The sequence below is a fragment of the Candidatus Omnitrophota bacterium genome (genome assembly GCA_028717245.1).
Classification (GTDB): domain Bacteria; phylum Omnitrophota; class Gorgyraeia; order Gygaellales; family Profunditerraquicolaceae; genus JAGUYA01.
Window position 1 is genome coordinate 26,109 of the sequence record JAQUOD010000007.1, and the last position, 26,527, is coordinate 52,635.

Below are 26,527 nucleotides of genomic sequence, written 5' to 3' on the forward strand. Positions count from 1 at the left end.
TTTAAACATCCTGAACTAAATACGCAATCAGATTCGGGAAAAAAGCAATATTGCCTCCAAGGCCCATACCATTCGATATATCCAATAATAGCTTGCGACTTTATATTCCTTACTTCATAAACTGCTGTCTTAGGTTTTTGGAAAACAATAGTGAATTTTATATATTTACTCATTCTTATCTCTTATCCTCCAAGGCTATAAATCCTTTCTGTTCAATCTTCTCATAAAGTGTCTGTCCGGATATCGTCATTTGAATATAAGGCATAAAGACTTCTTGAATCTTAACCATATTAGTTTCAACTAAGGCCATCTGCGCCTCTACCCACCGCAAGATCTGTCTCCAAGCTACGCGTTTGGCTTGCTGAGCAATCTTATTGTTATTTCTCAAACGCTTCCTCCGCGAGGATAACATTCTATCTATTGCTTCTCACCGGCAGGGCAACCGAAAGGGAATATCTTTACCATTAACATCGATCTTGAAGGCAACTCCGATAACTTCTCCCTTAGCGTATTCTGTTAAGATTCCCCCAGCGCCATATTTGCCTAAAATCCTTTGAATCTCTGCTACTGTCTGTTCAGGTTCAATCTTAGTTGTTTCCATAAATAAAGTTTTCATTTCAGCTTCTCCGAGAATTCCTGCCTTAATTCTTCTTTCCATACCGGTCTAAGGTTATCCTTTAAGAATACCGGGACTTTAAGCTTAGCGGCCTTGGCTATGATATCCCTGATCCACTCTAACTTAGGCCTTAAGAGGTCGGCGTCTTTGCCTGTATAGGCGCCTATAATAATCCACCTTAATCCTTTCAATTCTTCCGGTTCAATATTCATCCGCGAAAGTAGTGGCTCAAAAGAAACGAATAAGCGTTTTAAGGAATATTGCTTGGCTATAAAGAGAAAGGCTTTTAGGCGGCTTAAGTACTGTGCTTGTTCGACTGTCACCCCTACCCATATATTAGGCTTGCGCAGGGCATCGGTAAAGTGGACTATTCTCTCCGGACATTTAGTGAGGAGTTGGAAGGTATGTTGAGGGCACTGGTGGATAGTCCACAGGACCTGTTTTATCCAGTCTTCTATAACCCACTCTCCGAATAAATCAGCGGTTGAGCAGACAAAGATCCTGGCGGGTTTCTTTAGCTTAATAGGTTCGCTTAGGCGCTCCGGGTGAAAATGCGGCTGCATATTGTAGCCCCTGAGGCGTTTGACGTAGCAATACCAGCAGTTGCGCTGGCAGCCAGTTACAGGTGTCCATGTGTAATCGCACCAGCCAATGGAGTTATTGGGTCCGTTCATCTTCCTAACCCCCATATTTGCCGGGTTAAGTTATATTTTGGTGCGTATGGCCAGAATCTGATTTGGTTTAGGATAACCCCAGTGATATATGTAACCATACAAAGCATTTTATTTAATACCCCCCCCCCGCTGTTTCGAGCACAGCTTCAACTTTTTTCAGGAAACCCCTCTTATATAACTGGTAGGCCTGGATAATAAGCTGGGTTAGTTCATCTTGATCCTCATGGTCACATATCTTTATCTTTTTAGCATATTTGCGCTGAGCGGACCGGCGTCTTGGGTTCTCTGCGGATGCTATCCCGTATTTCTTTAGGTGGACTGCCCGGGATATCTCGCTTTCATCTAATTTTATTTTATAGGTATTCCAGAAAAAATCTATTATCTCCCTGCCTTTTTTACCATCTGCCTTCATGTTCTTGATCTGTATGATATTCGCTTCTGATAGCTTACTCACATTCCCTCCTTTTTGGCCAGGCTGCCGGCTGGCTGATTGCTCGGTATCGCCATGGATTAACCTCATACCATGCCGGCATGCGCTGGGTTATTTAAAAAATTCTTCTTATTTTCTTAATTAATAAACTAATAAGTATACTTGCCAGGAATATACAAGAAGCCACAAGAAGGCCGAATGTTATCAATAAGGTAATCTGGTCGCCTCTACTAAAGCAGATCATTCCTGGCATGCAGGTAGTATTCATCTATGCCTCCGATATAATGACTGTGGTCCCTTCCTTCTCTCCGTTTACAAATTGCACCTCTATGGCTTTAAGATGAGCGGCGTCATCGCGGAAGAAAAAGGTCTTCTTTAAGGCATCTGTGATGAATTTGGTGCCTCCGATGTAGTTATCTAAATCCCGGGTCCGGTTGGAATTGAAAGTGATGATGTATAGGACCTTTATCGGCTTGAGGAAGATGAACTTATTGCGCGCCATCCACTGCGCCCATGCCCATTGGTCCCAGAGTTTCTGTTCCTTTGTGCGGCCTACCCAATGGGTTCTGAGCATGTCGTTAAGAGAGGGCGGTACCCGGGGAATTGTGAAGGAAATTTGGTTAAGCTTTCTTTTTGTCTGTGACATAGGTTATGATGTCCTGAACGGTTAAGAATTTTGCCGCGTCCTCATCCGGTATTTCGATTCCGAAGGCCTCCTCAAGGGCCATGATGGCTTCGATGCGGTCAAGGTCATCCATGGCGAGGTCATCGTTGAGGCTATCGGTGAGTTCGATATCCCCGGGTTCTCCCCCTGCGCCTAAGGCAGAGGCGAGTGCTTCTTTGACCTTTGTTTCTATTGTTGTGTCCATACCCCCTCCATTTAGTTATAAGGCCTGCGCCGGGATTTGACCACGTTCTTAGAGATAAAGATATTAGTAATCTTCGGTACCTTGTCAGTACGCACAGGCCTCAACAATATTGCACCCAATCATTTAAGTTATGCTTCTTAAAAAGCATTTCCCTGAATTCATTATATTGACGATTACGGTATTTCAGGTATTCTGCCGGCTTGTAGTCGATATAGTTGGCGGTGATGTCAGGTGTCCAGCAGACTTTATGGCCGGATTGCTTATAGCGCCAGAAGAAGTCTTCATGTTCTCCAGTCTTAAGGGCTTCATCCCATTTGACGGAAAGGATAGTATTTATTTTGGCTAAGAAGAATTGCCGGCAGATGTCGCAGTGCTTGATGCGCAGACCGGTTGTAGGGTCTGTTTCGATTGTGTCGTTTCTTTTAAGTAGGAAGCGGTTGTCCTGGATATCCATAAAGTATTCCCAGGGGATGCGGTCATTAAGGTCAAAACCCAGGATGCCTATGTTTGGGTTGTTTTCCAGGAAGTGGACGGCTTTGTCGAGATTGGTAATGGTTTCGGGAATGAATTCGATTGAGTCGGCGGTTAGGAGGCAATAGTGGAGGCCTTTCCCAGCTGCTGCTTGTATAAGATAATTGCGTGCATAAGACACTCCGCAATCAAAAGGAAGAGGTTTCCAAGTCTTCGCCTCTTTAATAAAAAAATCAAAGAACTCTCTTTCATTTTCTGAATCTTCTCTTCCCTGATCTCCGACAAATAAATCAAATCCTGGTATCCAATTTTTAACGATGCTAATTATGGTCTTCTTAGCCAGCCAATCCCGTAAGAATGTGGTATAGATAATTGCTATTTCTTCCATTAAAAGTATCCTTTACTTTTAAGCCAAGCTGCCAACGGTGCGGGAGACTCATAGTGAACATGTTTATCACCCAAATCCTTACACATAAAACCTTCTGCATCCGCGTAATCATCAGCTATGTCGACTACAAGGAACGGCCCCTTTCTCAGAAGTTCATTCATATAGCGCTGATAAGCTAAGCGCTCATAGTCAGAACTCACAAAGGGGACATCAGGATTCTCCCATGTATCAGTTCTGCGAGGTGGAGGAGGAATACTGTAAACCCAAATATTAGGGTTAATCTTTCTATTCAGCTCAATAGCCTCGAAATACTTCTCCACCAACATCTCCACGGTGGATTTCCAGGGAGGGTGTTTACCCACATGACAACGACAGTCTATCTCTCCAAAACAAAAGCACACCGGGCAATCCGCAGGGAAGTCCTTCACAATAATATCCTTATCCCTACCAAGTCGGAACATAGTATAGCTTCCAAGAGTATTGTAACTTACAAATGGAAAATTATTCCAAGGATGCCAAGAATGGCTATCACCCACAGTATAAATCCTAAACTTCTGCCTCTCTTCCATTAAACAGGCCTCCCATTAACGCAATATCCCTTTAAACTGTTGGCAGGGTTCATGTCGTGCAGGCCCCCGGGTTCCTGATCCATTGGCCAATAAATATGCGGTGAATGTGAAATCGCTGCCAGGTTCGCTCCTTTGAATATTTCGGCGTAATGCTTATTCCATCCTCCGCAGTGCAGACGCATTGCGCAATGAATGCAGGGTTCGGTTTGGATGGCGGTGCTTTCTCCTAATGCTAAGGCTGCCGGCCAGACTTCACCCCAAGAAGGCTTATAATATCCATAATCCCACTCCCAGGGGTCATATAGGACGTAGCGCGCATTAACTACGTACTTCCAGTATTCAGGGCTTAAGTGGCAGAAAGGATGATACCGGATAGTAAAGAATTTGCCTGAGGCGATTAATAAATCCGCGGCTTTCTCTATATAGGGGCGCAACTCTTGCGGGTGGACCGCAACCTCAGCCGCGTGCTGCTTCCATTCATAATGAGGAAGAAATCCCAAGAGGGCGATGTGAAAGGCGCCTTTCTCTATAAGACATTGAGTTATTTCGGGGAGCTGTTTATAGTTGAGTTGCTGCAAGGATGTATTGGTGCGAAATGGCAGCTTATTTTCTTTTAGCCAGGTTATGAGTTCACCTTGCCTTATCCCGGCGCCTTGGCATTCCATAATCATTTCCAAGGCCTCTCCAATGGCATGGACGGATATCTGCAGATGGTTAAGGCCGAGCTTAAAAAGGGCTTCGTAGTTTTTGATGGGTAAGGTGCCGTTGGTGATGATATTGCTCTTTAGGCCTTCACAAGCTGCGGCTAGGATTATTTCGTTGATCTGCGGGTGCAGCATAGGCTCGCCTTCCCCGATTAAGACGATTCTATCTATTCCCCGGAAGAGGCCTTTGCGCATTTCCTGGATTATCTCCTGCAGGGGCTTATGGATATTCTTATGCAGGTTGGGATTGCGCCTGTAAAAGCAGTGCTTGCAGCTGACGTTGCAGGCCCAGGTTACATTAATTCCCAAACACCCACAGGGATTCATTTTCAGGTTCCTTTCTGATTATGGCTATGCTGGACCTAAAAGGCTTGACTATCTCCTGTAAAGCAAATACATCCATGACGGCGGTCACTACTCCGATATGGTCCCGGCTGTAATTGAAGTCGTGTGCGAGAAGAACTCCTCCGGTCTTTAATTTAGGCCAGTAATCGATGAAGTCATTCTTTGCCGCTATATAGCTATGATCACCATCTATAAAAATCATGTCCAGGGAATTGTTCGGGAAACTATCTTTTACCAGGTGCGAATGTTTCTGGTAGTGCGTTGCCTTGATGTGCTCTGTGTTTTTTCTGAATTGGTCTGCTATTTCGGCCATCATATCTTTAGGCCCGGAAGTGAAAGGGTCTATTGAGATGAAATTAATGCTTTTACCGGAAGCCTTGGCGGACTCATAGGCGCAGACTAAAGATCCGCCCAAGTGGCAGCCTATCTCCAGGTATGTGCCGCCTTCGGGGATCTGCTTTACTGCCTTGAATATTTCGAACATATCCCAGATAGTTAGCAAGGCTTTCTCCCCAATAGTTTCGATGATAGCTTTAGTGAACCCCTCTTTTAAAAATTTGCCTTGGTGGTTTTCGAATTCATTCATTAGCTTGGCTAAGCTCGACATAATAATCCCCTCTTTTGATTATCTGATTGAAGATTTCTTTTTGCTTTAGGTTGGTAATCAAAGTTTCGATGGCTTCGCTCTTCATGCCCATGTTCCCTGCCTTGTCGCGGATAAGGTCCTGCCAGGACTTCTCTCCGCGGCCAGGATATCTTATTTCTGAAATATGCCTGACCAGGTCGATGTCTACGTTGTATATCCGGTTATTGCAGGACTTGAAATCGACTCTCTCAAAATCGAGTTCTATTAATCCTACGGTGCCTAAGACCATGTTTAAGTGCAGGATGTGGTGAAGGATTATGGGGTTATCCTCCAGTATTGACCCATAAACCCACTCGGCTACTTCGCCTACCCGGGAACCGCGGTATTCGATGATCTGGTGGAAGCGCGGGAAGAAGTCTCCCAGCGCGTTAAGGACCAGGAAGACGCCATCGGGGTTCATGCGCATATCGAACTTATACCTGCGGTTCTCATATACAAACATGCTGTCGGGGCCGCGGTTAGGGTTGCATTCGATTAAAATCCCTTTCCTGATTAATTCCCTCCGTAAATTTGCCCCCTCAATGTATTCCATGTCGGGCTTGGCCCTTTTAAAGACTGCGGTGGCCCTGCCGAGGCCATTATCGCAATGCCTGACCAGTTCGAATTGCGGCTTGAGGTATTCTTCGTATTGGGCGAAGGTATAAAGGCTTTTTACGTAGCTTGACCATGACCCTTCGCGGGATAGTTTGGTGACTGCGGGATCGGATATTTCAAAAGGGCCGTCAATGATGAGGTATTTGTCGCATATCCCCGCGAGCTTCTTTAAAAAGAGCAGTGGCGGCGCGTAAGATTTAGCGCAGTCAAAGAAGAAATAGTGATGGCAATTCCCTATGTAGACAACATCGTATTTATGCTGGAATGGCACGTCCCTGAATTCTCCGTGCCAGAAGTCTATATTTTTGATGTTGTGGGCTGCTGCCAATTTTATGGAGAAGTCGATATATTCCTTGGCCTTGTCGAATCCCGTTACTTTCTCGTATTTATCGGCCAGCTTAATACAGAAATATCCTTTATTGGATCCGATTTCCAAAAGAGATTGGCCGCCGGCGAATAGTTCGGGGGCGTTGTTTTTTAATATCTCTAACCTATGGATAGTCTTTCCCTGCGGCTCCAATGTCTCGGGATCGAAACAGTGGTTATCGGGATAGCTTAATAGCTTGAGCTCTTCTCTTAATTGATTAAAGGGCATTGCGGCTCCTTCGTTACCAGCGGATGATTTCTGATTGCTTCCGGTAATTCGTTTATGGTGATTTCTTTTATCTTCTGCCAACTCTTCTCATAGCCGATTGAGGGATGAAAATTCTCTACGTTGGGGATAGCTGACCAGATGCGCTTAAACCAATCCGGGTGGGATGGCACGTTATCTCCTATGGATGAGGTATAGAATTTAAGGCGGATATCAGTTTCGCTTTCGCGCACGTAGGTGAAATGGTGCATATAAATGTCGTCAAGATAGGCTTTATCCTGGATGCTTAAGCCCCGGGGGCCGAAGATGCCATGGGCGCGGGACATATCTATTCCTACTACCGGCCGGCAGGTTTCCGGGGGGTCTATCCTGTAAAAAGGGCTTTTGATATAGGTGTGCATCCTGCAGCAATATGCCGCGGCTTCCTTGCTTTCCAGGGCTGCTTTTAATTTTACGATATCGGGCTCTTCCCAGATTTCGTCCGTATCGATAAGCAGGAGCTTTACGTTGCCATATAGCCTTTTTATGATAGTAAAGCCGGTTTCGTATTGCTGGTCCTGCGTTAAAAAAAGGCCGGTGTATTGGATAACCGGTATAGAGTGCTCTTTATTCCATTCCATTATCGGCTGCAGGCAATTATTTCCGTAGGCGCCTCCGCCCCAGACCACCTGAGAATGGATAAATATTATGGCGTCCACGTGCTTATAAATCGAATCCAGGCTGGCTTTGAGCCATTCTCCCCCGCGCAGGGTCTTATATAAGGCGATTAGCATAGGTCCTTTCGAAATATTCCTTGTTTTCCTGCCAGTACTGGCTCTGGCGTTTCATTTCATTTAAGTGCACTACCTTAACCAGGTTATTGATGATGATTTTAGGGCCCATGTCAAGGCAGAAGGCGTCGTCCTCGAATCCGCTGCCCTTAAAGTTCTCGTCAAATCTTATTGCGGTCTGGCGAAAGGCAATACAGGCTGTCGGGATTTTCATTACTATTTCATAGTCATGGCCCAGGTCATATTTACTGGACATCATGGGAGCAGGTGTTGCGTCTTTACGGATAAGGCGGGCTGAAACAATACTCACCTTAGGGCATACTTCTAAGAGTGAAATTAAAATCTCATTCCAACCTTTGAATAAACCTGTTATGTCGTCATCAACCATAATGACATAGGGAGCGGCTGAGAGCATGAGGCCGGCATTGCGGTTCTTGGCGGCACTATATTCCGGGTTTGAGGCGATGATCAAATTAAAGGCGCCGGTAGATGTGGCATACACTTCTTCTATAAGAGGCAAAAGCCCTTTTGTTTTACAGCTAGGGATGATGATATCTATTTTAGGTTCCATCGCGAGTGATAATAATTCCTTGTTTTCCGCATTCTTTGGCAAGGCAGTCAAACCAGTGCCGTTCATTTGTCCAGCGTCTGTCAGTATGCTGGGTGCGGTAATTCTCCAGGCCCTCAATGAAATACCCCTGGCCGCCCATGTCCGCTCCATATAACCGGATATCCCTGGCCCCGCTTAATATCGCCAGGGCGATTGCGGGGAAGATGGTAGATTCGCGCCAGTTGATATAATGGCCGAAGGGGATGATTTGGTTAAATGCTTCTATTGACTCTGCAGGAAAGGCCTCTTTATAAAAGACCTGGAAGTGAGAATTTAACCTGTCATAATCTTTAGGGATATCAATAAGCCAGCGGCGCGGGATCCAAAGGCGGGTTGCATAGAACCGGGAGATATCGGCCTTTTTGATTATGGTCTCGAAGACTTCGATATCCTGCATGACCCAGTAATCGAATTTAAAGGCATCCAGGAGTATGGCTCCGTTTACCGCAACCAGGCAGGCAGGGTTATCCTGCAGTATTTTCTTCTGTGTTTTATAAAGCCCCAGGGAGGGCCCGGGGCAGCAGATGCCCCAGGCTGAGGGTGTAATTATTTTTTGTCCGGGCCTTTCCATTTATCTCCCTATTTTATTGCGGGGACCGGATTCGAACCGGTGATGTCCTTACGGATACAGGGTTATGAACCCTGCGGCCTCGCCACTGGCCAACCCCGCGAAAGTTAATCCTCCCAAAAAATCAGGAAACGGAATATCTCCTCGAGACCGAGCGATTTATTTCCCATGAAATATTCCAGGGCCGATTTTTTGCTTTCTACCTTTTTGGGCGCGAGCTTATATGCAAAAATAGCCGCATCAACTTCTTCATCATGATATCCCCTGCCAAATTCTTTAGCGAGGATACCGGCGAAGAAGGCGCGGTCCATTTTAGCCTTGGCGGCCTTGGCCTTTATTCGTTCGATATTTTTAAGCTTTTCTTGTTCGGCTTTTTTCTGCTCAGCCTCTTCGTGCGCCTTATTCTTTTGCTCAAAACACTCCTTATCCAGGCAGAGCTCTTTTTTTACCTTTTTGTTTCCGCTGCCATATTGATCCTTAACCAGGGCGACTTTGCGATTAGCGCATTTAACGCAGGCCTTGATATCAAAGCGGGCATGCCTTAAATCCTGACAGTCTTTGGGGAGCGCGTCTTCTTTAACTACCCTGCCGGAATCAATAGCCTTTTTTATGCGCGTGCTCTCTTCTTTAACCTTAACGCCCTGTTTCTCTTTCCAGCAATCCGGATTAAAGCAGCGCTTTTTCTTGCCTTCCCAGCCTATATCTACCAGGCGGTTAAGGCCGCATTTTTCGCAGGGAGTTAAATCGAATTTGGGATCGTCTCCGCCATACTGGCTTTTATATAATGGCTTGGTATGCCTGCGGATGACGTCCTTGGACATGTCGTCAAACTGGCGCACCGTGATATCCCCGTATTGTTTTATCTGCTCCTTAAGCCGGGTAACCAGGTTATCAATGATCTTCTTGCCGGCATTCTTAAAGATAAGCAGGTATTTCGCGTGCCCGGGAAGCAGGGTGCCATTCTCAAGAAAGGCCATTAAGTCCTGCGGGATGTCCAAAAGCGCAAGGCGCAAAGCGATATAACTTTGGCTCTTGCCTATCTTGGCGGCAAGGGCTTCCTGCTTTAGTTTGCAGATATCAATAAGCTGCTTAAATCCAGTTGCCTCTTCTATGGGCGTTAAGTCATCGCGTTGGATGTTTTCGATAAGCTGCAATTCGATGACTTCGGAATCGCTAAATTCCTGTTCTATTGCCGGGATAACGGTCAGCTTAGCCTCTTTTGCCGCCTTGAAGCGCCGCTCCCCGCAGACAAGCTCAAAGCGGTGAGGTATGCCCTTTTTGGGGCGCACAAGAACTGGCTCAAGGACCCCGCGGCGTTTTATAGACTCTACCAGTTCCTTGAATTTTTCCTCATTGACATGCTTCCTTGGATTTGTTCCGGTTAAACTAATATATTCAAGCTTTAGATCCATTCCCTTCCCCTCCTTTTTCTATAACAGTTGCTACCAGTCCTGCAAGCTGGTTTTGGTTTTTCCTGCCTTCTTCTATAAGTTCACGCTGCGCCTCCAGAAACCCCCTACCGCTATCTTGCGGCCACCGGCGCTTTAAGAAACGCTCCACCTGCCCCCAGGATTCCCTGGGGATATCGCGTAAAAAGGCCTTTATCATATCTTTAGTCGCGATCCTGCCAAAGCGGACGTTAAGCGCCTCTTCGGATATGATTGGAGCATTAGCGAATTGAGTTGATTTGGGATGGTTGAGCCAATTTACTATAAACCTTTTAAAATCTCGTTTCTGTTTATCCGGCCGGGTATTAGATATAAGCCAGGCATGCGCCTTATTAAGCTCTTCTTCAAGGTTTACTTTTGGATAAAACTTCTTAAGGCTGGTTAGCCAGGCCTGGTCAGGGTTGTTAAAGAACCTGTTTACCCCTTCTATATACTTATCTATAGTAGATGTATCTATAGTAGAAGGATCTATATGGTCTTGACACTTGAGTCCAGACCCTCTTGACATTTGGGTCAAGACCCTCTTGACATTTGGGTCAAGACCCCCCCTTGTTTTGTTACTTAGTAGGCAGGCCAGGATTTCCCCATTAAACCGGTAAAAAGTGCGGTTTCCGGCCCCCTGGAAGACCTTAAATTCCACGATTTTAGCCTGTTCAATATTACGTAACCTGCGGCGCAGGGCCATCTTATTGTTTATTCCCAGGATAGGGATATCTTCTATGACGGTCTGGTAATTGACCCAAAAATACTCTTTTTCTTCCCAGTAGTGCTTCTCCATCCTGTTGGTATTGTAGAAGTCCAGCATCCAGCGCAGCAGGACCAGGTCTATGGCATCTAAGCCTAGCCTTAATGCTATCTCCTGCGAAAAGCCTTCTATGGTATATTTCATAGCCTAAAATATTACCAGCTGGCCGGAAGACTGGACTAGGAATTCCGGTTGGTTTACCTGATCCCTTATCTTTTTTATGGCGCGTTTTTGGATATTGTAGGTATGCAGCATGTCAAATAATTCACCCCTGAAAGTATCCAGGCATTCGTTGGCTTCTTGTTCGGTAGAAGGTATATAATACCCGCAAGGGGGTTCCTTAGAGGACCCTATAAAATAGCCTTCCTTGCGCAACAGGCGCACCATTTCGTTTACTTCTCGGATATTTAAATCGAATATAACGGCGAGGTCTATTGCCCTTTTTGCGGAACTGCGGCCATAACAATGGGACCTTAGGTATTGGTATACTGCGTCTTTCGTCAGCAACTCTTCACCATAAATTTATTAGTTTGTCTTTTTCTTTATTGAAATAGGATTATAATATGTTATAGGGCAAGGGTGGGAGTCAAGCCCACCCCCGTAAACGATGCGCCGATAAGAGGGTAAAACTCTTCCAAGAACTCGTTTTTCTTGGATAGGCGCGTCGCTGCCCTTCTCTCCTATCTTTTATTTAAAAGAGCAATTAAAATAATAATGCTGGAAACCGCAAAACAAATCAATATGACTATTGCGTTGAAAATATTATCTCTTAATCGGCGCTGATAATAAGTGGACATTTTTCTCCCCTCCTATCGTTTCCGGGCAAACAATGTAGCTTTAAGATGAATAGAATTTTTTACATATTGCAAATTAAGCCCTTTGCCCGGGCACTTTTCATGATGGGGGAATATTTCTTTAACACCCAAATTATTTAACAAAAAAACCAGGCTCTTTGTTTGGGTGGGGGTAAAGGTATCGTATCCGGTTAAGCAGATACCTATGTAATGATTCCTGCCCTTTGCATGCGCGCCTTTTTTAGAGAGTGGCCTTCCCTTTTCGATTTTGCCGTCCACCCTGATTACAAAATGGTATCCGATTCCGCTCCAACCTCTTTCCTTGTGCCATTTATCGATAGTTTTCGCGGATACGTCCGGACTTGCTGAATGATGGATAACTGCCCTGGTTAAATCCATCTCCTCCGCGCATGCTATTGCCGAAATCATAAATAAGATAAATAAAATAACCCCGGCGCCTGGGAGCTTATGCAACCTTTCGGAAGCATAAAAAAACCGCAGAATTCCGTTAAAAGAATTGCGGTCTTTAACCGGGGCGTTTAATAGCTTATTTTTGACTCCCAGGGCTTTCTGCATTAGTACCTTTTTATTTTACAATTCCCCCTCCTTTTCCTTTTTTTTCTTTACCAATCAATATTTTAGATTATAATAAGGCTATGCTTTACGACCGTTTCCAGCAAGAAGCGATTGACTATATCAACCAGGGCCACTCCGTAATCGTCTCAGCCCCCACAGGCGCCGGCAAGACCGCCATAGCAGAACATGTAATTTCCGAATGCATCCACTGTAAAGTCGGGGTCATCTATACCGCTCCCATCAAAGCCCTCTCCAACCAGAAATTCCGCGATTTTGAAAGCCAATTCGGGGATGATATCGGCATCTTAACCGGAGACGTATCCTTAAACGCGGGCGCGCCGGTGCTCATCATGACTACGGAAATATTCCGCAATAAAATCCTGGATGAACCAGAGAGCCTGAAGCGCTATTCCTGGGTTATCTTTGACGAAGTGCATTACCTGGATAACCCCGAACGCGGCACGGTCTGGGAAGAATCCCTGATGCTTTTACCTGCCCACATGAAGATACTCTGCCTCTCTGCCACCATACCCAATATCAATCAGTTGGCTGCTTGGATTGAATCCATACACAATAAGCCCGTCGAGAAAGTCATCGAAGAAAAGAGGCCTGTGCCATTACATTTCTTCTTTCAGTGCCAGAACGAAATCGTAGATAATATCAATGCCTTAAAAAAATTGGGGCCCGGCCGGCCGAATAAAATGGCCGCGCTGATTAACTACATCCGCCAGAAAGAAGGCCTGGCCTGCATCTATTTTGTTTTCGGAAGAAGAAGGGCCGAAGAACTGGCACAGGAACTATATAGTTACGATTTCCTGAATGTTAAGCAGAGGCAGGAGATTTTATCTTTGTATGATTCCCTCTGCGAACGCTTTGACTTAAAACACGAAAAATCCGCGCAGGAATTATATTCCCTGATCCAAAAAGGCGTTGCTTATCATCATGCCGGAATGCTGCCCACCTTAAAAGAAGTAGTGGAAAGATTATTTACCAGCCGGCTCTTAAAAGTTATCTTCACCACCGAAACCTTTGCCTTGGGTATTAATATGCCCAGCCGAACGGTCGTCTTTGATGACTTAAGGAAATTCTACGGCCGTTATATGCGCACCTTAAAAACGCGCGACTTCTATCAGATGGCCGGGCGTGCCGGCCGGCGCGGAATAGATAAAGAGGGCTTTGTTTACTGCCGGGTCAATCCGGCGCGGATAAATATGGAGGAAGTAAAACGCATCATCTACGGAAAATCAGAGGAAGTAAAGAGCCAGTTCAACACCTCTTATGCCACAATCTTAAACCTGTACGAGAAACATCAAGAAGGCCTTTATAAAATTTATCCTCTCTCCCTGCATTATTTTCAGTCCAAGAAATACGAGCAGAAAGAAGCGCTGCGTTTAATTGAGGCAAAATTAAAACTACTCAAGGAGCTGGGTTACATAGAAAACAACGCCTTGACCCAGAAAGGCCAATTCGCCAAAACCGTCTATGGTTATGAATTAATCCTCTCTGAACTCTATGCGCAGAATATCTTAGAGCAGCTGGATGAATTCGGCCTGGGGATTCTGGCAGTAGCGGCGGTCTTTGAGCCCAGAAAGAACCAACATATGCCGCACCTCTCTAAGGCCGCGCGCAAAATAAAGCGGGTCTGCGAAGAGATATACGAAAAGATAAAAGCCAAGGAATTAAAATACCGGATTTATCCTTTCAGTAAACAGCCTACCTTTAATTTAAGCGGCGGTATTGAAGGGTGGCTGCGCGGGACAAACTTCGATAAAACCCTGCAATTCACGGATACCGACGAAGGCGAGGTCGTGCGTTACTTCCGCATGGCTATCCAGATTTTAAGGGAAGTTTCCGACGCGCCGGTTGCCTCTTATGTCCTCAAAGAAAAAATCAAAGAAACCGTCCGCGTGATTAACCGCGATATCGTAGATGCGGAAAAGCAGCTGCGCGAAGGTTAAACCAACAGGGACTGTCCCCGCAGATATCAAACCTAATTAGAAACCAACAGGGACTATCCCTAATTTTTTAGCGGGTCCTGTCTTGGCTTGTTCTCGCAACGAGGTAGCGGGTCCTGCCGAGCAGGACGAAGCGAACCTTGCCCGCTCAAATTTTCAACGTGCTGTTCAAAGCCCGCCTCGTCACCCGCTAAAAAATAAAAAATCCCAAGCAGAATTCAGCTTGGGATTACAAATTAGTAAAATAGGGAAACACGACGTTTTATCAGGAAAGAAACGCGTCCTAATCGCCTATTATCTTTATTAAGACCCGCTTTTTGCGCTGGCCGTCGAATTCGCCGTAAAATATCTGTTCCCACGGGCCAAAGTCAAGCTTGCTATTGGTAATTGCCACGGTAACTTCTCTGCCCATTATTGTTCTTTTCAGGTGGGCATCCCCGTTATCCTCACCAGAAAAGTTGTGCTTATATTTATCTTTACCGTATGGCGCGAGCTTTTCCAACCAGCTGCTGAAATCGCTATGCAGGCCTGACTCGTCATCATTGATAAAAACAGAACTGGTTATATGCATGGCATTAACAAGGCAAAGCCCTTCCTTAACTGCGCCTTCCTTAACTGCTTCTGCCACCTGCGGGGTTATGTTTATAAATTCCTGCCGGTTTTTTGTATTAAACCATAAATATTGAGTATGAGACTTCATTTTTCTTTCAACGCCCTGATCGCCCAAAGGACAAAACGAATAAAGGCAATAACAGGATAACCAAATATAGCTATGTTTAAGCCAAAAGACATCATCCTGATATATGGAGTATAACCCAGGAGGGAATATTGCATATTTTGCATGACTTTGAATTTGGCTTCCTGGTGCTGGATGAGATAAACATTATTGAAATGCCTGGCTATAAAATATACAGCTAGTCCTGTGATTACGATTCCCAATAAAATTAACCCTTCTCTTGCTACGGTTTTCTTATTGTTCATCTGATTATGCTCCTCATATTGTACAGGTTTATTGTAACGCTAAGTGAGCATTTGTCAAACAAATAAGGCGCCGATTTCCGGCGCCTTATTGTGGCTTTAAACCAATTACTTCTTATGCTTAAGGGTTTACAGGTGCAGGTTCTGTTGTGGGTGTTTGAGGCAATTCCGGCGCTGGCGTAGGAGTTGATGCCGGGGCTTGTTCCGAAACCGGCGCTGATTCAGGTGCTGGTGCCGGCGCTTGAGCTGGTGCGGGTTCAGAAGCTGGTGTCACAACTGAAACGCTAATACTCTGTTTTACCGCATCCAGTTCTTTCTTAACATTAGCCAATTCTTCTTTAGTGCCGGACAGTTCCTTTTCTTTAACATCCAACTGATCAGTAAGCGTCTTTATCTGGGTGTCTTTCTGCTGGATTACCTGATTCAACTGGCTGACTTCACTCTGAAGCTGCTTTACCTTTCCCGCTTCACATCCGTTAAAAAGAAGTACGGCTACTGCTAAACCTAAAACCATAAACATAATTCCCTTGCTCTTCATCATTGCTCCTCCTTTATTGTAGGTTTTATTTTAGCGCTAAATAATGTTTTGTCAATGAAGTTTATAACTAGTAGGTTTTTAGTCTATTTTAGCAGAGTGTACCCTGCCTATGCCATTTGGTTTCTGGCGGAATTTCCGGATAAACGAAGCTCTTATTTTCTGAAAGGGGCCAATAACAGCGAGGTATTGGACTTTCTGATTACAGCGTGCGCTACGCCTCCAATGAATACTTCTTCAATCCAACCTCGTCCCTGCGTACCCATAATAACCAAATTATAATCCTTACTGTTAATTTCATTGATAATCAATTGCTTAGTGTGGCCCGTTTCAAGTTTTGTAATTACATTTTTTGCCCCCGCGTTCAACAAAGATTCTTTTAACGTATTTAGCCTCCCGGTATCTATGCGATTAAATTCCTCTAATTTGTGGCTAAGATGCGGGAATAAAATGTTTTTGTCCTGGATATGGTATAGGGTAACTATAGGATTGTAGTTACTAACAACGTTTCCTAGAGTAGCAAAGGCGGCTTTTGCGTTTTCTGAAAAATCCGTAGGGAAAAGTATATTCCCGGAGAATACGAGAGGGCAAACCGTATGTTTTTCTCCTTTACATTTAATAAGGAGGGCGGGTACGGTAAGGTTCCTTATGATGCTGTCCGAAACGCTACCCAAGAGCATTTCTTTGCCTAAACTTTTACTATGCGAACCCAAGACTAATAATTGATAATTTTCTTCGGCGATAAGGCGGTTTATTTCCATAAAAGGGATACCATACAAAAACTCATAAGATGCATCTATCCCTGTGACTTTTAACCTTTCAACCTGTTCTTCAATAACCGGCTTATGCGCTTTTTCAATCACATCCTCAATGCCCCCGGCAGTTTCTACAGAGATAACGTGCACTAATTTCGCTGTTTTCGTAAAATCTTTCCCTTCCTTTGCAACGCACTCCACAACTTCGTTAGAGGCTTCGGATAAATCAGTAGCAATAAGTGTTTTTTTCCAAAGGAGTTTTCTTCCTTTTATCATTGTCACCTCCGGGTGTATTCTTTCTCCTGCGGCGAACCAAAGACGGGTCCTATTGGAAAATTTGACCAAGCTAAGCATTATGGGCACCTCTGTTAAAACCCCTACTACAGTAGCCAAGGCCGCACCGCTCTTTAAACCGAAAAGAGAAATAGCAACTGCTACTGCCAGCTCAAAAAAGTTGCTTGCGCCAATAAGCGCTGCCGGAGAAGCAATTGAATGCTCCACTCGCCACTTCCTTGCCCAGAAATAACCGACGGCAAAAATAAAATATGTCTGGATAGTAAGAGGAATGGCGATTAAAAAAATGTGTAACGGGTTTTCGATTATAATCTTGCCCTGAAACGCAAAGAGCAAGATCAAAGTCAAAAGGAGCCCTAAAATCGTGACTGGTTTTAATATCTTCAAGAATACATTTTCGAACCAGGCAACACCTTTATGCTTTATAAGCTGCTGCCTGGAAATATAACCACTCGCTAAAGGCACGACAACAAAAAGAATGGTAGAATATATTAGGGTATCATAAGGCACCGTTATTTGGTTTACCCCCAGCAGAAATTTAACGATAGGGACAAAAGCTATTAAAATTACAAGGTCATTAACAGCAACTTGAACCAGCGTATGGGCAGGGTTTCCTTTAGTCAAATAACTCCAGACAAAAACCATTGCCGTACAGGGAGCGGCGCCCAAGAGGATTGCCCCGGCTATATATTCCTTAGCCAATACAGGATTTATAAATGCGGAAAATAAATATTTCAAAAAGACCACGGCAAATACAGCCATGGTAAATGGTTTTATAATCCAATTAACCACCAAAGTTATTGCCAATCCTTTTGGTTTTTTACCGACTTTGACAATACTTGAAAAATCAATCTGCACCATCATAGGATAGATCATTAACCAGATAAGAATAGCAACCGGTATGTTAACTTTAGCTACCTCAATCCGATTCAAAAAATCTACTGCTTGCGGAAATACTTTACCGAAAAGAATACCGCAAATAATACACAAAATTACCCATATAGAAAGATAACGTTCAAAAATAGGCAACTTTACACTAACGCTATTTGCCGACATAAGGACCTCCTTAAATTCCCAAAGCCCCTGCAATCTCGTTCATAATTTTTCTGTTTTCAGAGAATTCCTGCTCGTGCGACAATGGTATACAATTATCTAGTTTCTGTTCCCCTTGAAGGAGTCTCACCGCAAATGCAAGGCAGGTTGCTTCACCGCAGGCCTTACAATTGGTTTTGGGAAGCCAGCCGTATATCTGCAGAGCGGTTACTTTAACTTTCTCTTCATAATTAGGTTTTATCTTATCCTTATCCCGGAAGGTTTTATTTACCAATTCTTTAATTTCATTTAAGATATTCCAAGTATCAATAATGTCGTCTGCCTTGGCAATCGCTACCTTAATATTATAAAGATTAATCATCCTGCGGCCTTTAGTATAGGTCAATACAGGAAGATTCTTGTTGTAAGAAGCGCCTTTTATTATTGCATTAAGATAGGGTAAGATTTCTGAGATATCATAGTAAAAATAAGCAATGAGGCGAATTTTTGTTTCATCTGCAATACAAGGAGCAACATAACAAAGGGTAATCGATTTTAAGAACTCTTCTTCTACGGCAGAGGGTTTATAGCCTTGCGCTTTCCTAAAAAAATCTTCTTCATAATCACGGTACAAAAATTTATAATAACCGCTAATAATAACACCTTCATCTATTAGAAGGCGGCAGACTTCTTGGCGCCTTCCCTCCGGGACAACAACTGCTAAAGTAGATATGTGTTTAAAGCCTACTTGTCTTGTAACCAAAATCTGTTGAGCCTTTAGCCCTACGTCTTGATTAGGTAAAACTATTATTTCGTAATTTTTATCTCTATCTATTTCCAATTTTAATCCCTAAAATATCTTTAGCAAATATACCCTTGCATAATACAGGCCAACAAGTATAAATACGATACCGGTGATCTTTCGCATGTAATATTCCAGCTTTGTCATTCGGTTAAACCAAGGCTTAAGTGATGTTACCCCAAGCGTAATCACAAAGGCAAATAACAAAACCGGTAAACCCGTTCCAAGGCCGTAAATAAACGGAAGCGTTGTTCCTAATTGAGATTTAAGCGCAAGCGGTATGAGGCTGCCGAAAAAGAGGGCCGTAGAGATTGGACAAAAAACCAGGGCAAAAATCAGGCCTAAAGCAAATGCCCCACCCGCTCCTGCTTGGGCAAGCCTATTTTGATGTTTTTCAGAAAGCGAGAAACTGGGGATATTGAATTTGATCATGTCTAATAAAAACAACCCTGTAAAAATCAGAATCGGGCCGAATGCCTTATTCATGTATTTCTGCAAGAAATTTGCCATCACCGGTACGCTAAGAATAGAACTTATAGTGACAAAACCTAACGTAGCATACGAGAGCATCCTGCCAATTGTATAAGAGAACCCCGATATTAATACTGCTTTGGGATGAATGATTTTCTTAGATAGGAAAGAAATAGCAGCGATATTTGTAGCAAGAGGGCAAGGGCTGATAGAAGTTAATATGCCCAGCCAAAGCGCTGATATTAACCCGACAAATATACTGTCCATTAAAGCTCCTTTAAAAATGCAGCTATTTCATCCCGGACATAATTGTAAAATCTCTGCTTATTACCGGCATATCCCCATATCTTTGTAAGATTCTTAAATTTTTCTTCCTTACCACCCCTTACGAGGGAAATCATCAGCGATTTGGTGTAAAGTTGATAATCGTTAACAAAATGCTCGTTGGATTTTTCGTCAACATTAACTGTTTTAAACACTATCTTTCCGGATGTAAGCTCATCCTTGAAGTTAGCCTCTATTGCCTCCTTTGAGTATTGTTCTAATTTGTGACAAGTCGGGCAACGGAATGTACCGTGGAAATAATAGGCCATAACATAATTCTTCGGCACAAAAGTAGCGGCTTCTTCGGAAAAACATTTAAGCGTAAAGATAACGGCAAAAAAGAACAAAAAGGAAAGTATCATAAAGAGAAGCTTGCTTCGCATGTCAACTCCTTTTAACTTATTACGGATTATTTTTGATTATTTCTTTTATGGCTGAAACCGCCTCTTCCGTGGTTTTATTTCTGATATCTAGTGGGATATGCTTTGTTTTATCAAAACCCACTGCCTCAAAGGCATCCCTGAACATCTTCTGCTGCATTAAAGGGTCGCATGCCGCGACATACAGTTTATCTATATCCTTATTATCAAGTAAAATTTTAAGATATTGGTCGCCGTCATCCGCGCAAAGCTGGGGGTGCAAAGAAACAAAATCTACAATTTTCTCCCTACGGATAGCATTTAGAACTTCTATAGTATCCATTTTCTTAAACGATGGGCAGGTGCCTTGGCAGATACAAAGAATTAAACCTTTTTTAGCCATGCTATTTGCCTCCTTTTCTATCGCCGAAAAATTTTATTGCCTTCTGATCGCAGATTTTGCCGCACCCTTTACAGAATTCTACACAGTTTTCCGGATGCGAAACTTTAGACTTTCCATCAGGCCCTATTTCGAATACTCCGTGCGGGCAAAAATTATAACATTGCATACATCCGGCGCATTTAGTATAATCTATTATAGGATACCAGTTCTTAGCCATTTATCGTTCCTTTACTTTGCCAAGATCCATTTTTTTATTTCATCCGGCGTAGGGATTCTGCCCGCAGCCTTCACCTCGCCGTCTATCGCAATCGCAGGCGTTGTCATAATACCGTAACCAATGATTTTCTGTATATCTTCCACTTTAACCACCTCTGCCTGCGCATTCAGCTCCTTTATTGCAACTTGAGCGTTTTCGTAGAGTTTCTTGCATTTTGGGCAACCCATGCCTAGAATTTCAATCTTCACCTTGCTCCTCCGTTTAACGTTAAAGCGCCACTACTTTACATCCTTTATCTTTAATGATCAAAACAGCGCACGAAGCTTTTCGTGCTACCTTTTCTGCTGTAGAGCCCAAGAGCGCGTGTTTTATGTCGCTTCTACCCCGGCTTGACATAACAATCAGGTCCATACATCTACTCCTAGCAAACTTCACAATCTCCACAAAAGGATGGCCTTCCTTTATCAGGCCACCGACATAAAGGTGTTTTGGGATATAGGATTTAAACTCTTCAAGCCTTTTTCTGTTTTCAACTATAAAATCTTTATGGATTTTATTGCAAATGCCTTCCAATGGAGGGTGGACTTTATGGATTTGCTCCATATGGAATAGGTCTTCTTCCACGTGAAGGAGAAAAATCTTTCCGCCACAGCATTCGGCTAACTTTACCGCTTCAGCCAATGCCTTTCTTGAAAAATGCGAAAAATCAATCGGCACTAATATCTTCTTAAACTGCATTTGGCTCCTCCTTTTATTTTTTTACAGCCGAAACTTTTATGCTTACTACCACATCTTGAGCGGCCTTAAGATTATCAAACATGGCATCCACCGGATAGCTCGATTCGTTAATCACCTCAACATCCCGAAAACCTGCCATTGTTATTAGATTTAAATATTTATCCTTCTTGATCGCTCCGGCAAGACAGCCTACATACGCCTCAACTGAATCCTTAATCTCTTTAGGCAGATCTTTAGCAAGCGCCAAATCTGAAACCATCAGTCTTCCTCCAGGCCTTAAAACCCTAAAGGCTTCCTTAAAGACACTTTGTTTATCCAGAGATAAATTAATCACGCAGTTGGAAATAATCACATCGATAGAATTATCCTCGACTGGCAATTTTTCAATCTCGCCAAGCCTGAATTCAACGTTTTTATAGTTGCCTTTCCTGGCATTTGCGTTAGCCTTTTCTATCATTTCAGGGGTCATATCAACGCCAATAACTTTGCCTGTATTTCCGACGCGAGACGAGGCAAGAAAAACATCAAACCCGGCACCGCTACCTAAGTCAAGCACAACATCGCCTTCTTGAAGCGAGATGACAGCCACCGGATTGCCGCAACCTAATCCGAGATTAGCGCCTTCGGGGACAATATTTATTTCTTCATCGCTATAACCTACGCTTTTACTTATAACCTTGGACGAACCGGTATTTCCACAGCAAGAGCTGTTTGGACAACACGAAACACCTTGTGTCGCAACTTTAGCGTATCCTTCTTTTACAATTTTTTTTATCTCATTCGATTTGTTTTTCATAGACCGCCTCAATAGTTATTTAACGATAAAACCAAAAACCATTCCGGTTATTGTAGCCATAATCACCACTAAACTTACATAAACAGCCGTCTTTTTTATACCCATTATGCTGCGAAGAACAAGCATACTCGGTAGGCTTAAGGTCGGGCCTGCTAAAAGTAGCGCTAAGGCCGGCCCCTTGCCCATACCCGCATTCATCAAACCCTGCAGTATTGGCACCTCAGTAAGCGTAGCAAAATACATGAATGCTGCGACGATTGACGAGAAAAAATTTGCCCAAAGAGAATTACCACCTACGAGCGCCATTACATAACGTGAGGGAATGACACCTTCGTGACCTACCCGCCCAAGCAGAAAACCGGAAATAAGCACTCCGCCTAATAATAAAGGAAGGATTTGTAAAGCAAAACCCCACGTCGCTCCAGTCCACTCTTTTAATTCTTCTTTTTTGAACCATTTAATAAACATAACGGCTAAGCTCACAAGCGAAAAACCGGCAATCCACCATTTGTACTGGTAAATTAATGACCATATCCCATTATTACCCTCAAGAGGCTTCCCCCAGTTAGCAAATACGAGGAACGTAACCATCGAAGCAAAATAAAGAACCGTTTTACCTAAAGAACGAGCCTCTTTTATTTCACCTGTATTAAAATCGCCGTTTGCATGGCGCGCTCTTTCTTCTTTTAAGAATATCAGGTGCATTAATAAACCAATAATTACACTAAATGCCACCGCGCCTATTGCCCTAGCTAATCCAAGCTGCCATCCGAGGATACGCGCAGTCAAGATAATCGCGAGAACGTTTATAGCCGGTCCGGAATAAAGGAATGCAATAGCAGAACCAAGCCCGGCTCCTCTTTTATAAATACCGGCAAAAAGCGGCAGGACCGTGCAAGAACATACTGCTAAGATTGTTCCTGAAACAGAAGCAACGCTATAGGAGAGGAATTTATTTGCTTTTGTGCCGAAGTACTTCAAGACAGACGCCTGACTGACAAATACTGAAATGGCCCCTGCGATAAAAAATGCCGGAATAAGACAAAGAAGCACGTGTTCTCTGGCATACCATTTCACCAATGCCAATGCTTCAAATATCGCATTACTAAAACGCACGTTCTCTATGGGCAGGTAAAAACATGCCAGAAATATAGCGGTAATATATAAGAATTTCTTCCATTCTTTCATTTTTTTCTCCTACCTACAACTTTGCAACAACCGCCTTCGATACGAATGGCCTTAATATTAACCAGGCCATCGGCGATTTTCCTGTGAGCTGATGTTATAATACGCGAGAATGTCGGGCGCGAGATCTTCATCTTCTTCGCAGCATCAATTTGTTTTAAGCCCTCTAAGCACCCAAGCCTTATCGCTTCAAATTCATCAAGGGTTAAATATACGCCCTCTAATTTATTTAAAGGCCTGCAACGCGGCTTAAAACACCGCTCGCCAGGCATACACTTTATCCATCTCGTCTTTTTAGGCCGCAAAATATACTCCTTTAGTTATGAACACATGTTCATAACAATTTTACCATAATAAGCTATTTTGTCAATAAAGAATTATTGGAATTAAATTTGTAATGCGGGTTTTAAATAGAGGGCTAGAAAGGATCCTGGCCTTTTTTGTATTTCAAATAGTCCTGCAGGATTTCCTTATGGTCAAAAACGAAACTCAACTTTTCAATTTCATCTATTTTTACTACTTTTAATGCTGCTGCGTCGTCTCCAGCCTTAGGTTTACCCTTGCCTTTTGCGATAAATACCGTGCCTATGGTGTGAAAGCGCGGGTCGCGCTCAGCCTTAGAATAAGTATGGAATTGTTTTAAACCTTCTAAATCCAAGCCGGTCTCTTCCTTTGCTTCTCTGGTTACTGCCTCTTCTAAACTCTCCCCGTAATCCACAAATCCTCCGGGGATAGCCCAGCCAAAAGGAGGATTACTCCTCTCTATGATTACTATGTCCTCGTCAATTTCAATTATGGCATCCACGGTAGTAAAGGGTCCGCTCTGTAACTTCTGGGTAATATATTCCAGATAGCTTGTCACGCCTTTATGAAAAATATCAAATGCTTCTTTATCGTAAAGACAAAATATAATTTCCTTGAGGCTGGGCCCGTCTTCCCTCAAATGCCTGAACACCTCCTGGGACATTATTTTGGCAGCCGCTAATAAAGAAAAACCCCCCACTCCGCAGCCTAAGGCCGGAAAGGCAACAGATCTTATTTTTAAATCCCTGGCTGCCCGCAGCGCGTTTTTACAGGATTCCCGGATTTTTATTTCATCGGTTTTGAAATCCATACCCATGGTGGCAGCGTGAATTACATATTTAGCGGATAAGTTACCCGCAGAAGTAAAAATTGCCTCGCCTATTTTTATCGGCCCTTTTTTTACTGCCTCATCTTCAATTGCTTTACCGCCCTTCTGTTTGATGGCGCCGGCAACACCCCCGCCCATCACCAGTTTATTATTAGCGGCATTCACTATGGCATCAACCTTTAACGCGGTAATATCACCCTGGATAATTTTTATTTCTGTATCTTTAATAAACATTCTCCACCCCGTTTATTTTTATATTTAAGGAAAAGATAAAACCCGATTATCCCCAAGGTATCAATGATGACGTCCGGAATATTACCGGACCTGCCGAAAACAAAGAGTTGATGTATTTCATCCGAAACGGCATATAAAAACGTTAAACTAAAAGGCCAGAAAAATAAACTCCAGAAAGAAAGGCGAAAAGTCCCTTTAAACGCGCGGTATAAGAGAAAAACCAGAATAAAATATTCGCTCATATGCGCGAGCTTCCTGAAAAACAAATCCCAAATCCCCCAGCCCGTGCTTAATTGCGGGATACTGGAAAGAAAGAAGATGGCCGCGCACCAGAAAAAAACCGGTAACCATAACTTAATAAATTTCATAAATTAATATTTTATAGATAATATTATATTTAGCGGGTGGCACTAAGGATGCCTCGAGCCAAATTTGGCGAGAGGCGCCCCGTGTGACAGGACCCGCTAAATATCATTATTTAATAAATTTTCTGGCTAATTTTAGGGCTTCCTTTTTAGTCTTTATTTTACCGATTGCCTGCAATTCCTCGATCTCGCGCAGGATCTTCCCAATTAAAGGCGAAGGCTCCAGTTTAAAATTCCTGATCAGGTCATCGCCGCTAACGAGGCGCGCGGGTTTCTTCTCTTTTTTTCTTTTAAAATATTCCTTAAGTAAATCTAAGGCGACTTTTTCATGCTGCAGGCGCGATTTCCTGGAAGTTAACGGCCCTCTTGTTGAACGCTGGTCAGCCAGAGAGATTAAAAGGATGCTTGCTGCCTCATTACCCGTATCGCGAAAATAGCGGAATATGGCACGGCTAGTTAAACTCTGGTTATCCGCAAGATAACCCGGCCTTAAATGCCAAAGGACCATCTTTTCCAAGGAACTCAATTCATCATTAGAAAGTTTCAGGCGCTGGGCAACTGCCCTGGTAATATCCCTGCCTATCCTCTCGTGGCCGTGAAACTTGGTCTTGCCGTCTTCGCGGCGCAAGGCAGCGGGTTTTCCTGTATCATGCAGGAGCGCGCCTAATTTAATAATCGTGCGCCTGCGGCGGTTAACCGAAATAAATTCATCCAGATAATCCTGCACCTGGCGGTTATTTTTTAATTCCGTAATTAAAAGCTCAAGCTGCCTCAACGTCTCTAAGGTGTGCCCCCAGACATCCAAATGATGATACGGCCCCTGCCTTAACTTACGCATCACTTCAATTTCAGGGATAATGATTCTCAGGAGTTTTAATTTATCCAACTGCAAAATATAAATGAAAGAATCCGGCCTCTCCAGGATTTTATATAATTCATCGCGTATGCGTTCAAAAGAAACGCCTGATAAACGCCTGGCCTTTAATTTTACGCCCCTTAGCGTGTCTTTATCTATTTTGAAACCTAAAGTAGCTGCCAAACTAAAGGCGCGTAATAAGCGTAGAGGATCTTCATCAAATGCTTTCTCATTCACCAACCGGATTATCCTGGCTTTTAAATCTTCCCTGCCCTGGTAAGGATCAATGAGCAGCTCCTCTAATCTATTATCCCGCAAAGACTCTCCCAATTCCACAGCCAGGGCATTAATGGTAAAATCGCGGTGTTTAAGGTCATCCTCCAGGGTCTTTCCGCGAAAATCCGTAAAATCCAGGGTATAGGTTTTATCCTTTATTTTCTTTACTAGACGCGCGCAGCCATGCTCCTTATCCAAAACCACAAAACCCGCCCGGATTTCTCTGGCAAGGTTCCTGGCAAAATTTATCGCGCCTTTTTTAAGGCAGAAGTCAATATCCGGGTTGTCTTTTTCTCTCTGAAGGAGCGCATCACGCAGATATCCTCCTACCAAATAGAGTTTTATCTTTTTAGTTTGAGATAACTTTAAAATTATTTTTAGCAGATTGCTTACGGCAGGTGGGAATTCCAT

Annotated in this window: 36 protein-coding genes, 1 tRNA gene and 2 pseudogenes; 1 reads left to right on the top strand and 38 read right to left on the bottom strand. The window is 43.6% G+C overall.

Going from position 1 to position 26,527, the window contains the following annotated elements; all coding sequences use genetic code 11:
• Positions 1-175: 175 nt before the first annotated feature.
• From PHV44_05170 to PHV44_05260, 19 genes are all read right to left on the bottom strand, one after another.
• Complete coding sequence (locus tag PHV44_05170) at positions 176-388, bottom strand: hypothetical protein (GenBank protein ID MDD5592666.1); 213 nt, start codon at positions 386-388, stop codon at positions 176-178.
• Between the two features lie 39 nt (positions 389-427).
• The gene (locus tag PHV44_05175) at positions 428-616 is read right to left on the bottom strand and encodes a hypothetical protein (GenBank protein MDD5592667.1); all 189 of its coding nucleotides are present in this window, start codon (positions 614-616) and stop codon (positions 428-430) included.
• A complete protein-coding gene (locus PHV44_05180) occupies positions 613-1,290 on the bottom strand; it encodes a DUF5131 family protein (GenBank protein MDD5592668.1) in 678 nt (225 codons plus the stop codon). The genes PHV44_05175 and PHV44_05180 overlap by 4 nt, the downstream gene beginning before the upstream one ends.
• 112 nt (positions 1,291-1,402) lie before the next feature.
• A complete protein-coding gene (locus tag PHV44_05185; GenBank protein ID MDD5592669.1) occupies positions 1,403-1,810 on the bottom strand; it encodes a hypothetical protein in 408 nt (135 codons plus the stop codon).
• Positions 1,811-1,988: 178 nt separating this feature from the next.
• Positions 1,989-2,294 carry a RusA family crossover junction endodeoxyribonuclease gene (locus tag PHV44_05190; GenBank protein MDD5592670.1) on the bottom strand — a complete coding sequence of 102 codons (306 nt, stop codon included), beginning with the start codon at positions 2,292-2,294 and terminating at the stop codon, positions 1,989-1,991.
• Positions 2,295-2,340: 46 nt separating this feature from the next.
• On the bottom strand, positions 2,341-2,589 hold the full coding sequence (locus tag PHV44_05195) for an acyl carrier protein (GenBank protein ID MDD5592671.1): 249 nt from the start codon (positions 2,587-2,589) through the stop codon (positions 2,341-2,343).
• Positions 2,590-2,689: 100 nt separating this feature from the next.
• Positions 2,690-3,448: a hypothetical protein gene (locus tag PHV44_05200; protein ID MDD5592672.1), complete on the bottom strand. Its 759-nt coding sequence runs from the start codon at positions 3,446-3,448 to the stop codon at positions 2,690-2,692.
• Positions 3,448-4,017: an SGNH/GDSL hydrolase family protein gene (locus tag PHV44_05205; protein MDD5592673.1), complete on the bottom strand. Its 570-nt coding sequence runs from the start codon at positions 4,015-4,017 to the stop codon at positions 3,448-3,450. The genes PHV44_05200 and PHV44_05205 overlap by 1 nt, the downstream gene beginning before the upstream one ends.
• Complete coding sequence (locus tag PHV44_05210) at positions 4,017-5,048, bottom strand: radical SAM protein (GenBank protein ID MDD5592674.1); 1,032 nt, start codon at positions 5,046-5,048, stop codon at positions 4,017-4,019. Before PHV44_05210 ends, PHV44_05205 begins: the two co-directional genes overlap by 1 nt.
• On the bottom strand, positions 5,020-5,652 hold the full coding sequence (locus PHV44_05215) for a class I SAM-dependent methyltransferase (protein ID MDD5592675.1): 633 nt from the start codon (positions 5,650-5,652) through the stop codon (positions 5,020-5,022). The genes PHV44_05210 and PHV44_05215 overlap by 29 nt, the downstream gene beginning before the upstream one ends.
• On the bottom strand, positions 5,645-6,901 hold the full coding sequence (locus tag PHV44_05220; protein MDD5592676.1) for a class I SAM-dependent methyltransferase: 1,257 nt from the start codon (positions 6,899-6,901) through the stop codon (positions 5,645-5,647). Before PHV44_05220 ends, PHV44_05215 begins: the two co-directional genes overlap by 8 nt.
• Positions 6,883-7,671 carry a hypothetical protein gene (locus tag PHV44_05225; GenBank protein ID MDD5592677.1) on the bottom strand — a complete coding sequence of 263 codons (789 nt, stop codon included), beginning with the start codon at positions 7,669-7,671 and terminating at the stop codon, positions 6,883-6,885. The genes PHV44_05220 and PHV44_05225 overlap by 19 nt, the downstream gene beginning before the upstream one ends.
• A complete protein-coding gene (locus PHV44_05230; GenBank protein MDD5592678.1) occupies positions 7,652-8,239 on the bottom strand; it encodes a glycosyltransferase family A protein in 588 nt (195 codons plus the stop codon). The genes PHV44_05225 and PHV44_05230 overlap by 20 nt, the downstream gene beginning before the upstream one ends.
• Entirely contained in the window at positions 8,229-8,849 is a 621-nt protein-coding gene (locus PHV44_05235) for a hypothetical protein (protein MDD5592679.1), read from the bottom strand. Before PHV44_05235 ends, PHV44_05230 begins: the two co-directional genes overlap by 11 nt.
• Before the next feature lie 16 nt (positions 8,850-8,865).
• Positions 8,866-8,949 (bottom strand) — tRNA-Met (locus tag PHV44_05240).
• A 4-nt stretch (positions 8,950-8,953) separates the two neighbouring features.
• A complete protein-coding gene (locus tag PHV44_05245; protein ID MDD5592680.1) occupies positions 8,954-10,258 on the bottom strand; it encodes a ParB/RepB/Spo0J family partition protein in 1,305 nt (434 codons plus the stop codon).
• The gene (locus PHV44_05250; protein ID MDD5592681.1) at positions 10,242-11,183 is read right to left on the bottom strand and encodes a hypothetical protein; all 942 of its coding nucleotides are present in this window, start codon (positions 11,181-11,183) and stop codon (positions 10,242-10,244) included. The genes PHV44_05245 and PHV44_05250 overlap by 17 nt, the downstream gene beginning before the upstream one ends.
• Positions 11,184-11,186: 3 nt before the next feature.
• Positions 11,187-11,546 carry a hypothetical protein gene (locus tag PHV44_05255; GenBank protein MDD5592682.1) on the bottom strand — a complete coding sequence of 120 codons (360 nt, stop codon included), beginning with the start codon at positions 11,544-11,546 and terminating at the stop codon, positions 11,187-11,189.
• Positions 11,547-11,848: 302 nt separating this feature from the next.
• Positions 11,849-12,409, bottom strand: a complete 561-nt coding sequence (locus tag PHV44_05260; protein ID MDD5592683.1) for an N-acetylmuramoyl-L-alanine amidase — start codon at positions 12,407-12,409, stop codon at positions 11,849-11,851.
• Between the two features lie 80 nt (positions 12,410-12,489).
• Here PHV44_05260 and PHV44_05265 point away from each other — a divergent pair, with 80 nt between their 5' ends.
• On the top strand, positions 12,490-14,367 hold the full coding sequence (locus tag PHV44_05265; protein MDD5592684.1) for a DEAD/DEAH box helicase: 1,878 nt from the start codon (positions 12,490-12,492) through the stop codon (positions 14,365-14,367).
• Between the two features lie 280 nt (positions 14,368-14,647).
• Here PHV44_05265 and PHV44_05270 read toward each other — a convergent pair whose 3' ends face one another.
• From PHV44_05270 to PHV44_05360, 19 genes and pseudogenes are all read right to left on the bottom strand, one after another.
• Positions 14,648-15,064 (bottom strand): secondary thiamine-phosphate synthase enzyme YjbQ, encoded by a 417-nt coding sequence (locus tag PHV44_05270; protein ID MDD5592685.1) that lies wholly within the window; start codon positions 15,062-15,064, stop codon positions 14,648-14,650.
• Positions 15,061-15,345 (bottom strand): hypothetical protein, encoded by a 285-nt coding sequence (locus PHV44_05275; GenBank protein MDD5592686.1) that lies wholly within the window; start codon positions 15,343-15,345, stop codon positions 15,061-15,063. Before PHV44_05275 ends, PHV44_05270 begins: the two co-directional genes overlap by 4 nt.
• A gap of 118 nt (positions 15,346-15,463) precedes the next feature.
• Positions 15,464-15,883 carry a hypothetical protein gene (locus PHV44_05280; protein ID MDD5592687.1) on the bottom strand — a complete coding sequence of 140 codons (420 nt, stop codon included), beginning with the start codon at positions 15,881-15,883 and terminating at the stop codon, positions 15,464-15,466.
• Positions 15,884-16,032: 149 nt separating this feature from the next.
• Entirely contained in the window at positions 16,033-16,908 is an 876-nt protein-coding gene (locus PHV44_05285; protein ID MDD5592688.1) for a universal stress protein, read from the bottom strand.
• A gap of 33 nt (positions 16,909-16,941) precedes the next feature.
• Positions 16,942-17,982: pseudogene (gene arsB, locus PHV44_05290) on the bottom strand (ACR3 family arsenite efflux transporter).
• Positions 17,983-17,992: 10 nt separating this feature from the next.
• Complete coding sequence (locus PHV44_05295; protein ID MDD5592689.1) at positions 17,993-18,799, bottom strand: (Fe-S)-binding protein; 807 nt, start codon at positions 18,797-18,799, stop codon at positions 17,993-17,995.
• Positions 18,800-18,808: 9 nt separating this feature from the next.
• Positions 18,809-19,498 (bottom strand): aromatic aminobenezylarsenical efflux permease ArsG family transporter, encoded by a 690-nt coding sequence (locus PHV44_05300; protein ID MDD5592690.1) that lies wholly within the window; start codon positions 19,496-19,498, stop codon positions 18,809-18,811.
• Positions 19,498-19,938 (bottom strand): nitrophenyl compound nitroreductase subunit ArsF family protein, encoded by a 441-nt coding sequence (locus PHV44_05305; GenBank protein MDD5592691.1) that lies wholly within the window; start codon positions 19,936-19,938, stop codon positions 19,498-19,500. The genes PHV44_05300 and PHV44_05305 overlap by 1 nt, the downstream gene beginning before the upstream one ends.
• A 19-nt stretch (positions 19,939-19,957) precedes the next feature.
• Positions 19,958-20,317 (bottom strand): heterodisulfide reductase subunit A-like protein, encoded by a 360-nt coding sequence (locus PHV44_05310; GenBank protein ID MDD5592692.1) that lies wholly within the window; start codon positions 20,315-20,317, stop codon positions 19,958-19,960.
• Between the two features lies 1 nt (position 20,318).
• A complete protein-coding gene (locus PHV44_05315; GenBank protein ID MDD5592693.1) occupies positions 20,319-20,534 on the bottom strand; it encodes a ferredoxin family protein in 216 nt (71 codons plus the stop codon).
• An 11-nt stretch (positions 20,535-20,545) separates the two neighbouring features.
• Positions 20,546-20,782 carry a thioredoxin family protein gene (locus PHV44_05320; GenBank protein ID MDD5592694.1) on the bottom strand — a complete coding sequence of 79 codons (237 nt, stop codon included), beginning with the start codon at positions 20,780-20,782 and terminating at the stop codon, positions 20,546-20,548.
• A gap of 19 nt (positions 20,783-20,801) precedes the next feature.
• Entirely contained in the window at positions 20,802-21,272 is a 471-nt protein-coding gene (locus PHV44_05325; protein ID MDD5592695.1) for a universal stress protein, read from the bottom strand.
• Positions 21,273-21,285: 13 nt separating this feature from the next.
• On the bottom strand, positions 21,286-22,068 hold the full coding sequence (locus PHV44_05330; GenBank protein ID MDD5592696.1) for an arsenite methyltransferase: 783 nt from the start codon (positions 22,066-22,068) through the stop codon (positions 21,286-21,288).
• A 15-nt stretch (positions 22,069-22,083) separates the two neighbouring features.
• A complete protein-coding gene (locus PHV44_05335) occupies positions 22,084-23,256 on the bottom strand; it encodes a permease (GenBank protein MDD5592697.1) in 1,173 nt (390 codons plus the stop codon).
• On the bottom strand, positions 23,253-23,558 hold the full coding sequence (locus PHV44_05340; protein MDD5592698.1) for a DUF134 domain-containing protein: 306 nt from the start codon (positions 23,556-23,558) through the stop codon (positions 23,253-23,255). The genes PHV44_05335 and PHV44_05340 overlap by 4 nt, the downstream gene beginning before the upstream one ends.
• A gap of 113 nt (positions 23,559-23,671) precedes the next feature.
• A complete protein-coding gene (locus PHV44_05345) occupies positions 23,672-24,058 on the bottom strand; it encodes an NUDIX hydrolase (protein MDD5592699.1) in 387 nt (128 codons plus the stop codon).
• Positions 24,059-24,229: 171 nt separating this feature from the next.
• A pseudogene (locus tag PHV44_05350) lies at positions 24,230-24,619 on the bottom strand (macro domain-containing protein).
• Entirely contained in the window at positions 24,595-24,987 is a 393-nt protein-coding gene (locus PHV44_05355; GenBank protein MDD5592700.1) for a VanZ family protein, read from the bottom strand. Before PHV44_05355 ends, PHV44_05350 begins: the two are co-directional and overlap by 25 nt.
• A 106-nt stretch (positions 24,988-25,093) precedes the next feature.
• Positions 25,094-26,527: an HD domain-containing protein gene (locus PHV44_05360; GenBank protein MDD5592701.1), complete on the bottom strand. Its 1,434-nt coding sequence runs from the start codon at positions 26,525-26,527 to the stop codon at positions 25,094-25,096.

Excerpts from the sequence above, each read along its gene's own strand:
- PHV44_05175 (MDD5592667.1), bottom strand. The coding sequence starts at position 616 with ATGAAAACTTTATTTATGGAAACAACTAAGATTGAACCTGAACAGACA.
- PHV44_05180 (MDD5592668.1), bottom strand. The coding sequence starts at position 1,290 with ATGAACGGACCCAATAACTCCATTGGCTGGTGCGATTACACATGGACA.
- PHV44_05185 (MDD5592669.1), bottom strand. The coding sequence starts at position 1,810 with ATGAGGTTAATCCATGGCGATACCGAGCAATCAGCCAGCCGGCAGCCT.
- PHV44_05190 (MDD5592670.1), bottom strand. The coding sequence starts at position 2,294 with ATGCTCAGAACCCATTGGGTAGGCCGCACAAAGGAACAGAAACTCTGG.
- PHV44_05195 (MDD5592671.1), bottom strand. The coding sequence starts at position 2,589 with ATGGACACAACAATAGAAACAAAGGTCAAAGAAGCACTCGCCTCTGCC.
- PHV44_05200 (MDD5592672.1), bottom strand. The coding sequence starts at position 3,448 with ATGGAAGAAATAGCAATTATCTATACCACATTCTTACGGGATTGGCTG.
- PHV44_05205 (MDD5592673.1), bottom strand. The coding sequence starts at position 4,017 with ATGGAAGAGAGGCAGAAGTTTAGGATTTATACTGTGGGTGATAGCCAT.
- PHV44_05210 (MDD5592674.1), bottom strand. The coding sequence starts at position 5,048 with ATGAATCCCTGTGGGTGTTTGGGAATTAATGTAACCTGGGCCTGCAAC.
- PHV44_05215 (MDD5592675.1), bottom strand. The coding sequence starts at position 5,652 with ATGAATGAATTCGAAAACCACCAAGGCAAATTTTTAAAAGAGGGGTTC.
- PHV44_05220 (MDD5592676.1), bottom strand. The coding sequence starts at position 6,901 with ATGCCCTTTAATCAATTAAGAGAAGAGCTCAAGCTATTAAGCTATCCC.
- PHV44_05225 (MDD5592677.1), bottom strand. The coding sequence starts at position 7,671 with ATGCTAATCGCCTTATATAAGACCCTGCGCGGGGGAGAATGGCTCAAA.
- PHV44_05230 (MDD5592678.1), bottom strand. The coding sequence starts at position 8,239 with ATGGAACCTAAAATAGATATCATCATCCCTAGCTGTAAAACAAAAGGG.
- PHV44_05235 (MDD5592679.1), bottom strand. The coding sequence starts at position 8,849 with ATGGAAAGGCCCGGACAAAAAATAATTACACCCTCAGCCTGGGGCATC.
- PHV44_05245 (MDD5592680.1), bottom strand. The coding sequence starts at position 10,258 with ATGGATCTAAAGCTTGAATATATTAGTTTAACCGGAACAAATCCAAGG.
- PHV44_05250 (MDD5592681.1), bottom strand. The coding sequence starts at position 11,183 with ATGAAATATACCATAGAAGGCTTTTCGCAGGAGATAGCATTAAGGCTA.
- PHV44_05260 (MDD5592683.1), bottom strand. The coding sequence starts at position 12,409 with ATGCAGAAAGCCCTGGGAGTCAAAAATAAGCTATTAAACGCCCCGGTT.
- PHV44_05265 (MDD5592684.1), top strand. The coding sequence starts at position 12,490 with ATGCTTTACGACCGTTTCCAGCAAGAAGCGATTGACTATATCAACCAG.
- PHV44_05270 (MDD5592685.1), bottom strand. The coding sequence starts at position 15,064 with ATGAAGTCTCATACTCAATATTTATGGTTTAATACAAAAAACCGGCAG.
- PHV44_05275 (MDD5592686.1), bottom strand. The coding sequence starts at position 15,345 with ATGAACAATAAGAAAACCGTAGCAAGAGAAGGGTTAATTTTATTGGGA.
- PHV44_05280 (MDD5592687.1), bottom strand. The coding sequence starts at position 15,883 with ATGATGAAGAGCAAGGGAATTATGTTTATGGTTTTAGGTTTAGCAGTA.
- PHV44_05285 (MDD5592688.1), bottom strand. The coding sequence starts at position 16,908 with ATGATAAAAGGAAGAAAACTCCTTTGGAAAAAAACACTTATTGCTACT.
- PHV44_05300 (MDD5592690.1), bottom strand. The coding sequence starts at position 19,498 with ATGGACAGTATATTTGTCGGGTTAATATCAGCGCTTTGGCTGGGCATA.
- PHV44_05305 (MDD5592691.1), bottom strand. The coding sequence starts at position 19,938 with ATGCGAAGCAAGCTTCTCTTTATGATACTTTCCTTTTTGTTCTTTTTT.
- PHV44_05310 (MDD5592692.1), bottom strand. The coding sequence starts at position 20,317 with ATGGCTAAAAAAGGTTTAATTCTTTGTATCTGCCAAGGCACCTGCCCA.
- PHV44_05315 (MDD5592693.1), bottom strand. The coding sequence starts at position 20,534 with ATGGCTAAGAACTGGTATCCTATAATAGATTATACTAAATGCGCCGGA.
- PHV44_05325 (MDD5592695.1), bottom strand. The coding sequence starts at position 21,272 with ATGCAGTTTAAGAAGATATTAGTGCCGATTGATTTTTCGCATTTTTCA.
- PHV44_05330 (MDD5592696.1), bottom strand. The coding sequence starts at position 22,068 with ATGAAAAACAAATCGAATGAGATAAAAAAAATTGTAAAAGAAGGATAC.
- PHV44_05335 (MDD5592697.1), bottom strand. The coding sequence starts at position 23,256 with ATGAAAGAATGGAAGAAATTCTTATATATTACCGCTATATTTCTGGCA.
- PHV44_05355 (MDD5592700.1), bottom strand. The coding sequence starts at position 24,987 with ATGAAATTTATTAAGTTATGGTTACCGGTTTTTTTCTGGTGCGCGGCC.
- PHV44_05360 (MDD5592701.1), bottom strand. The coding sequence starts at position 26,527 with ATGGAATTCCCACCTGCCGTAAGCAATCTGCTAAAAATAATTTTAAAG.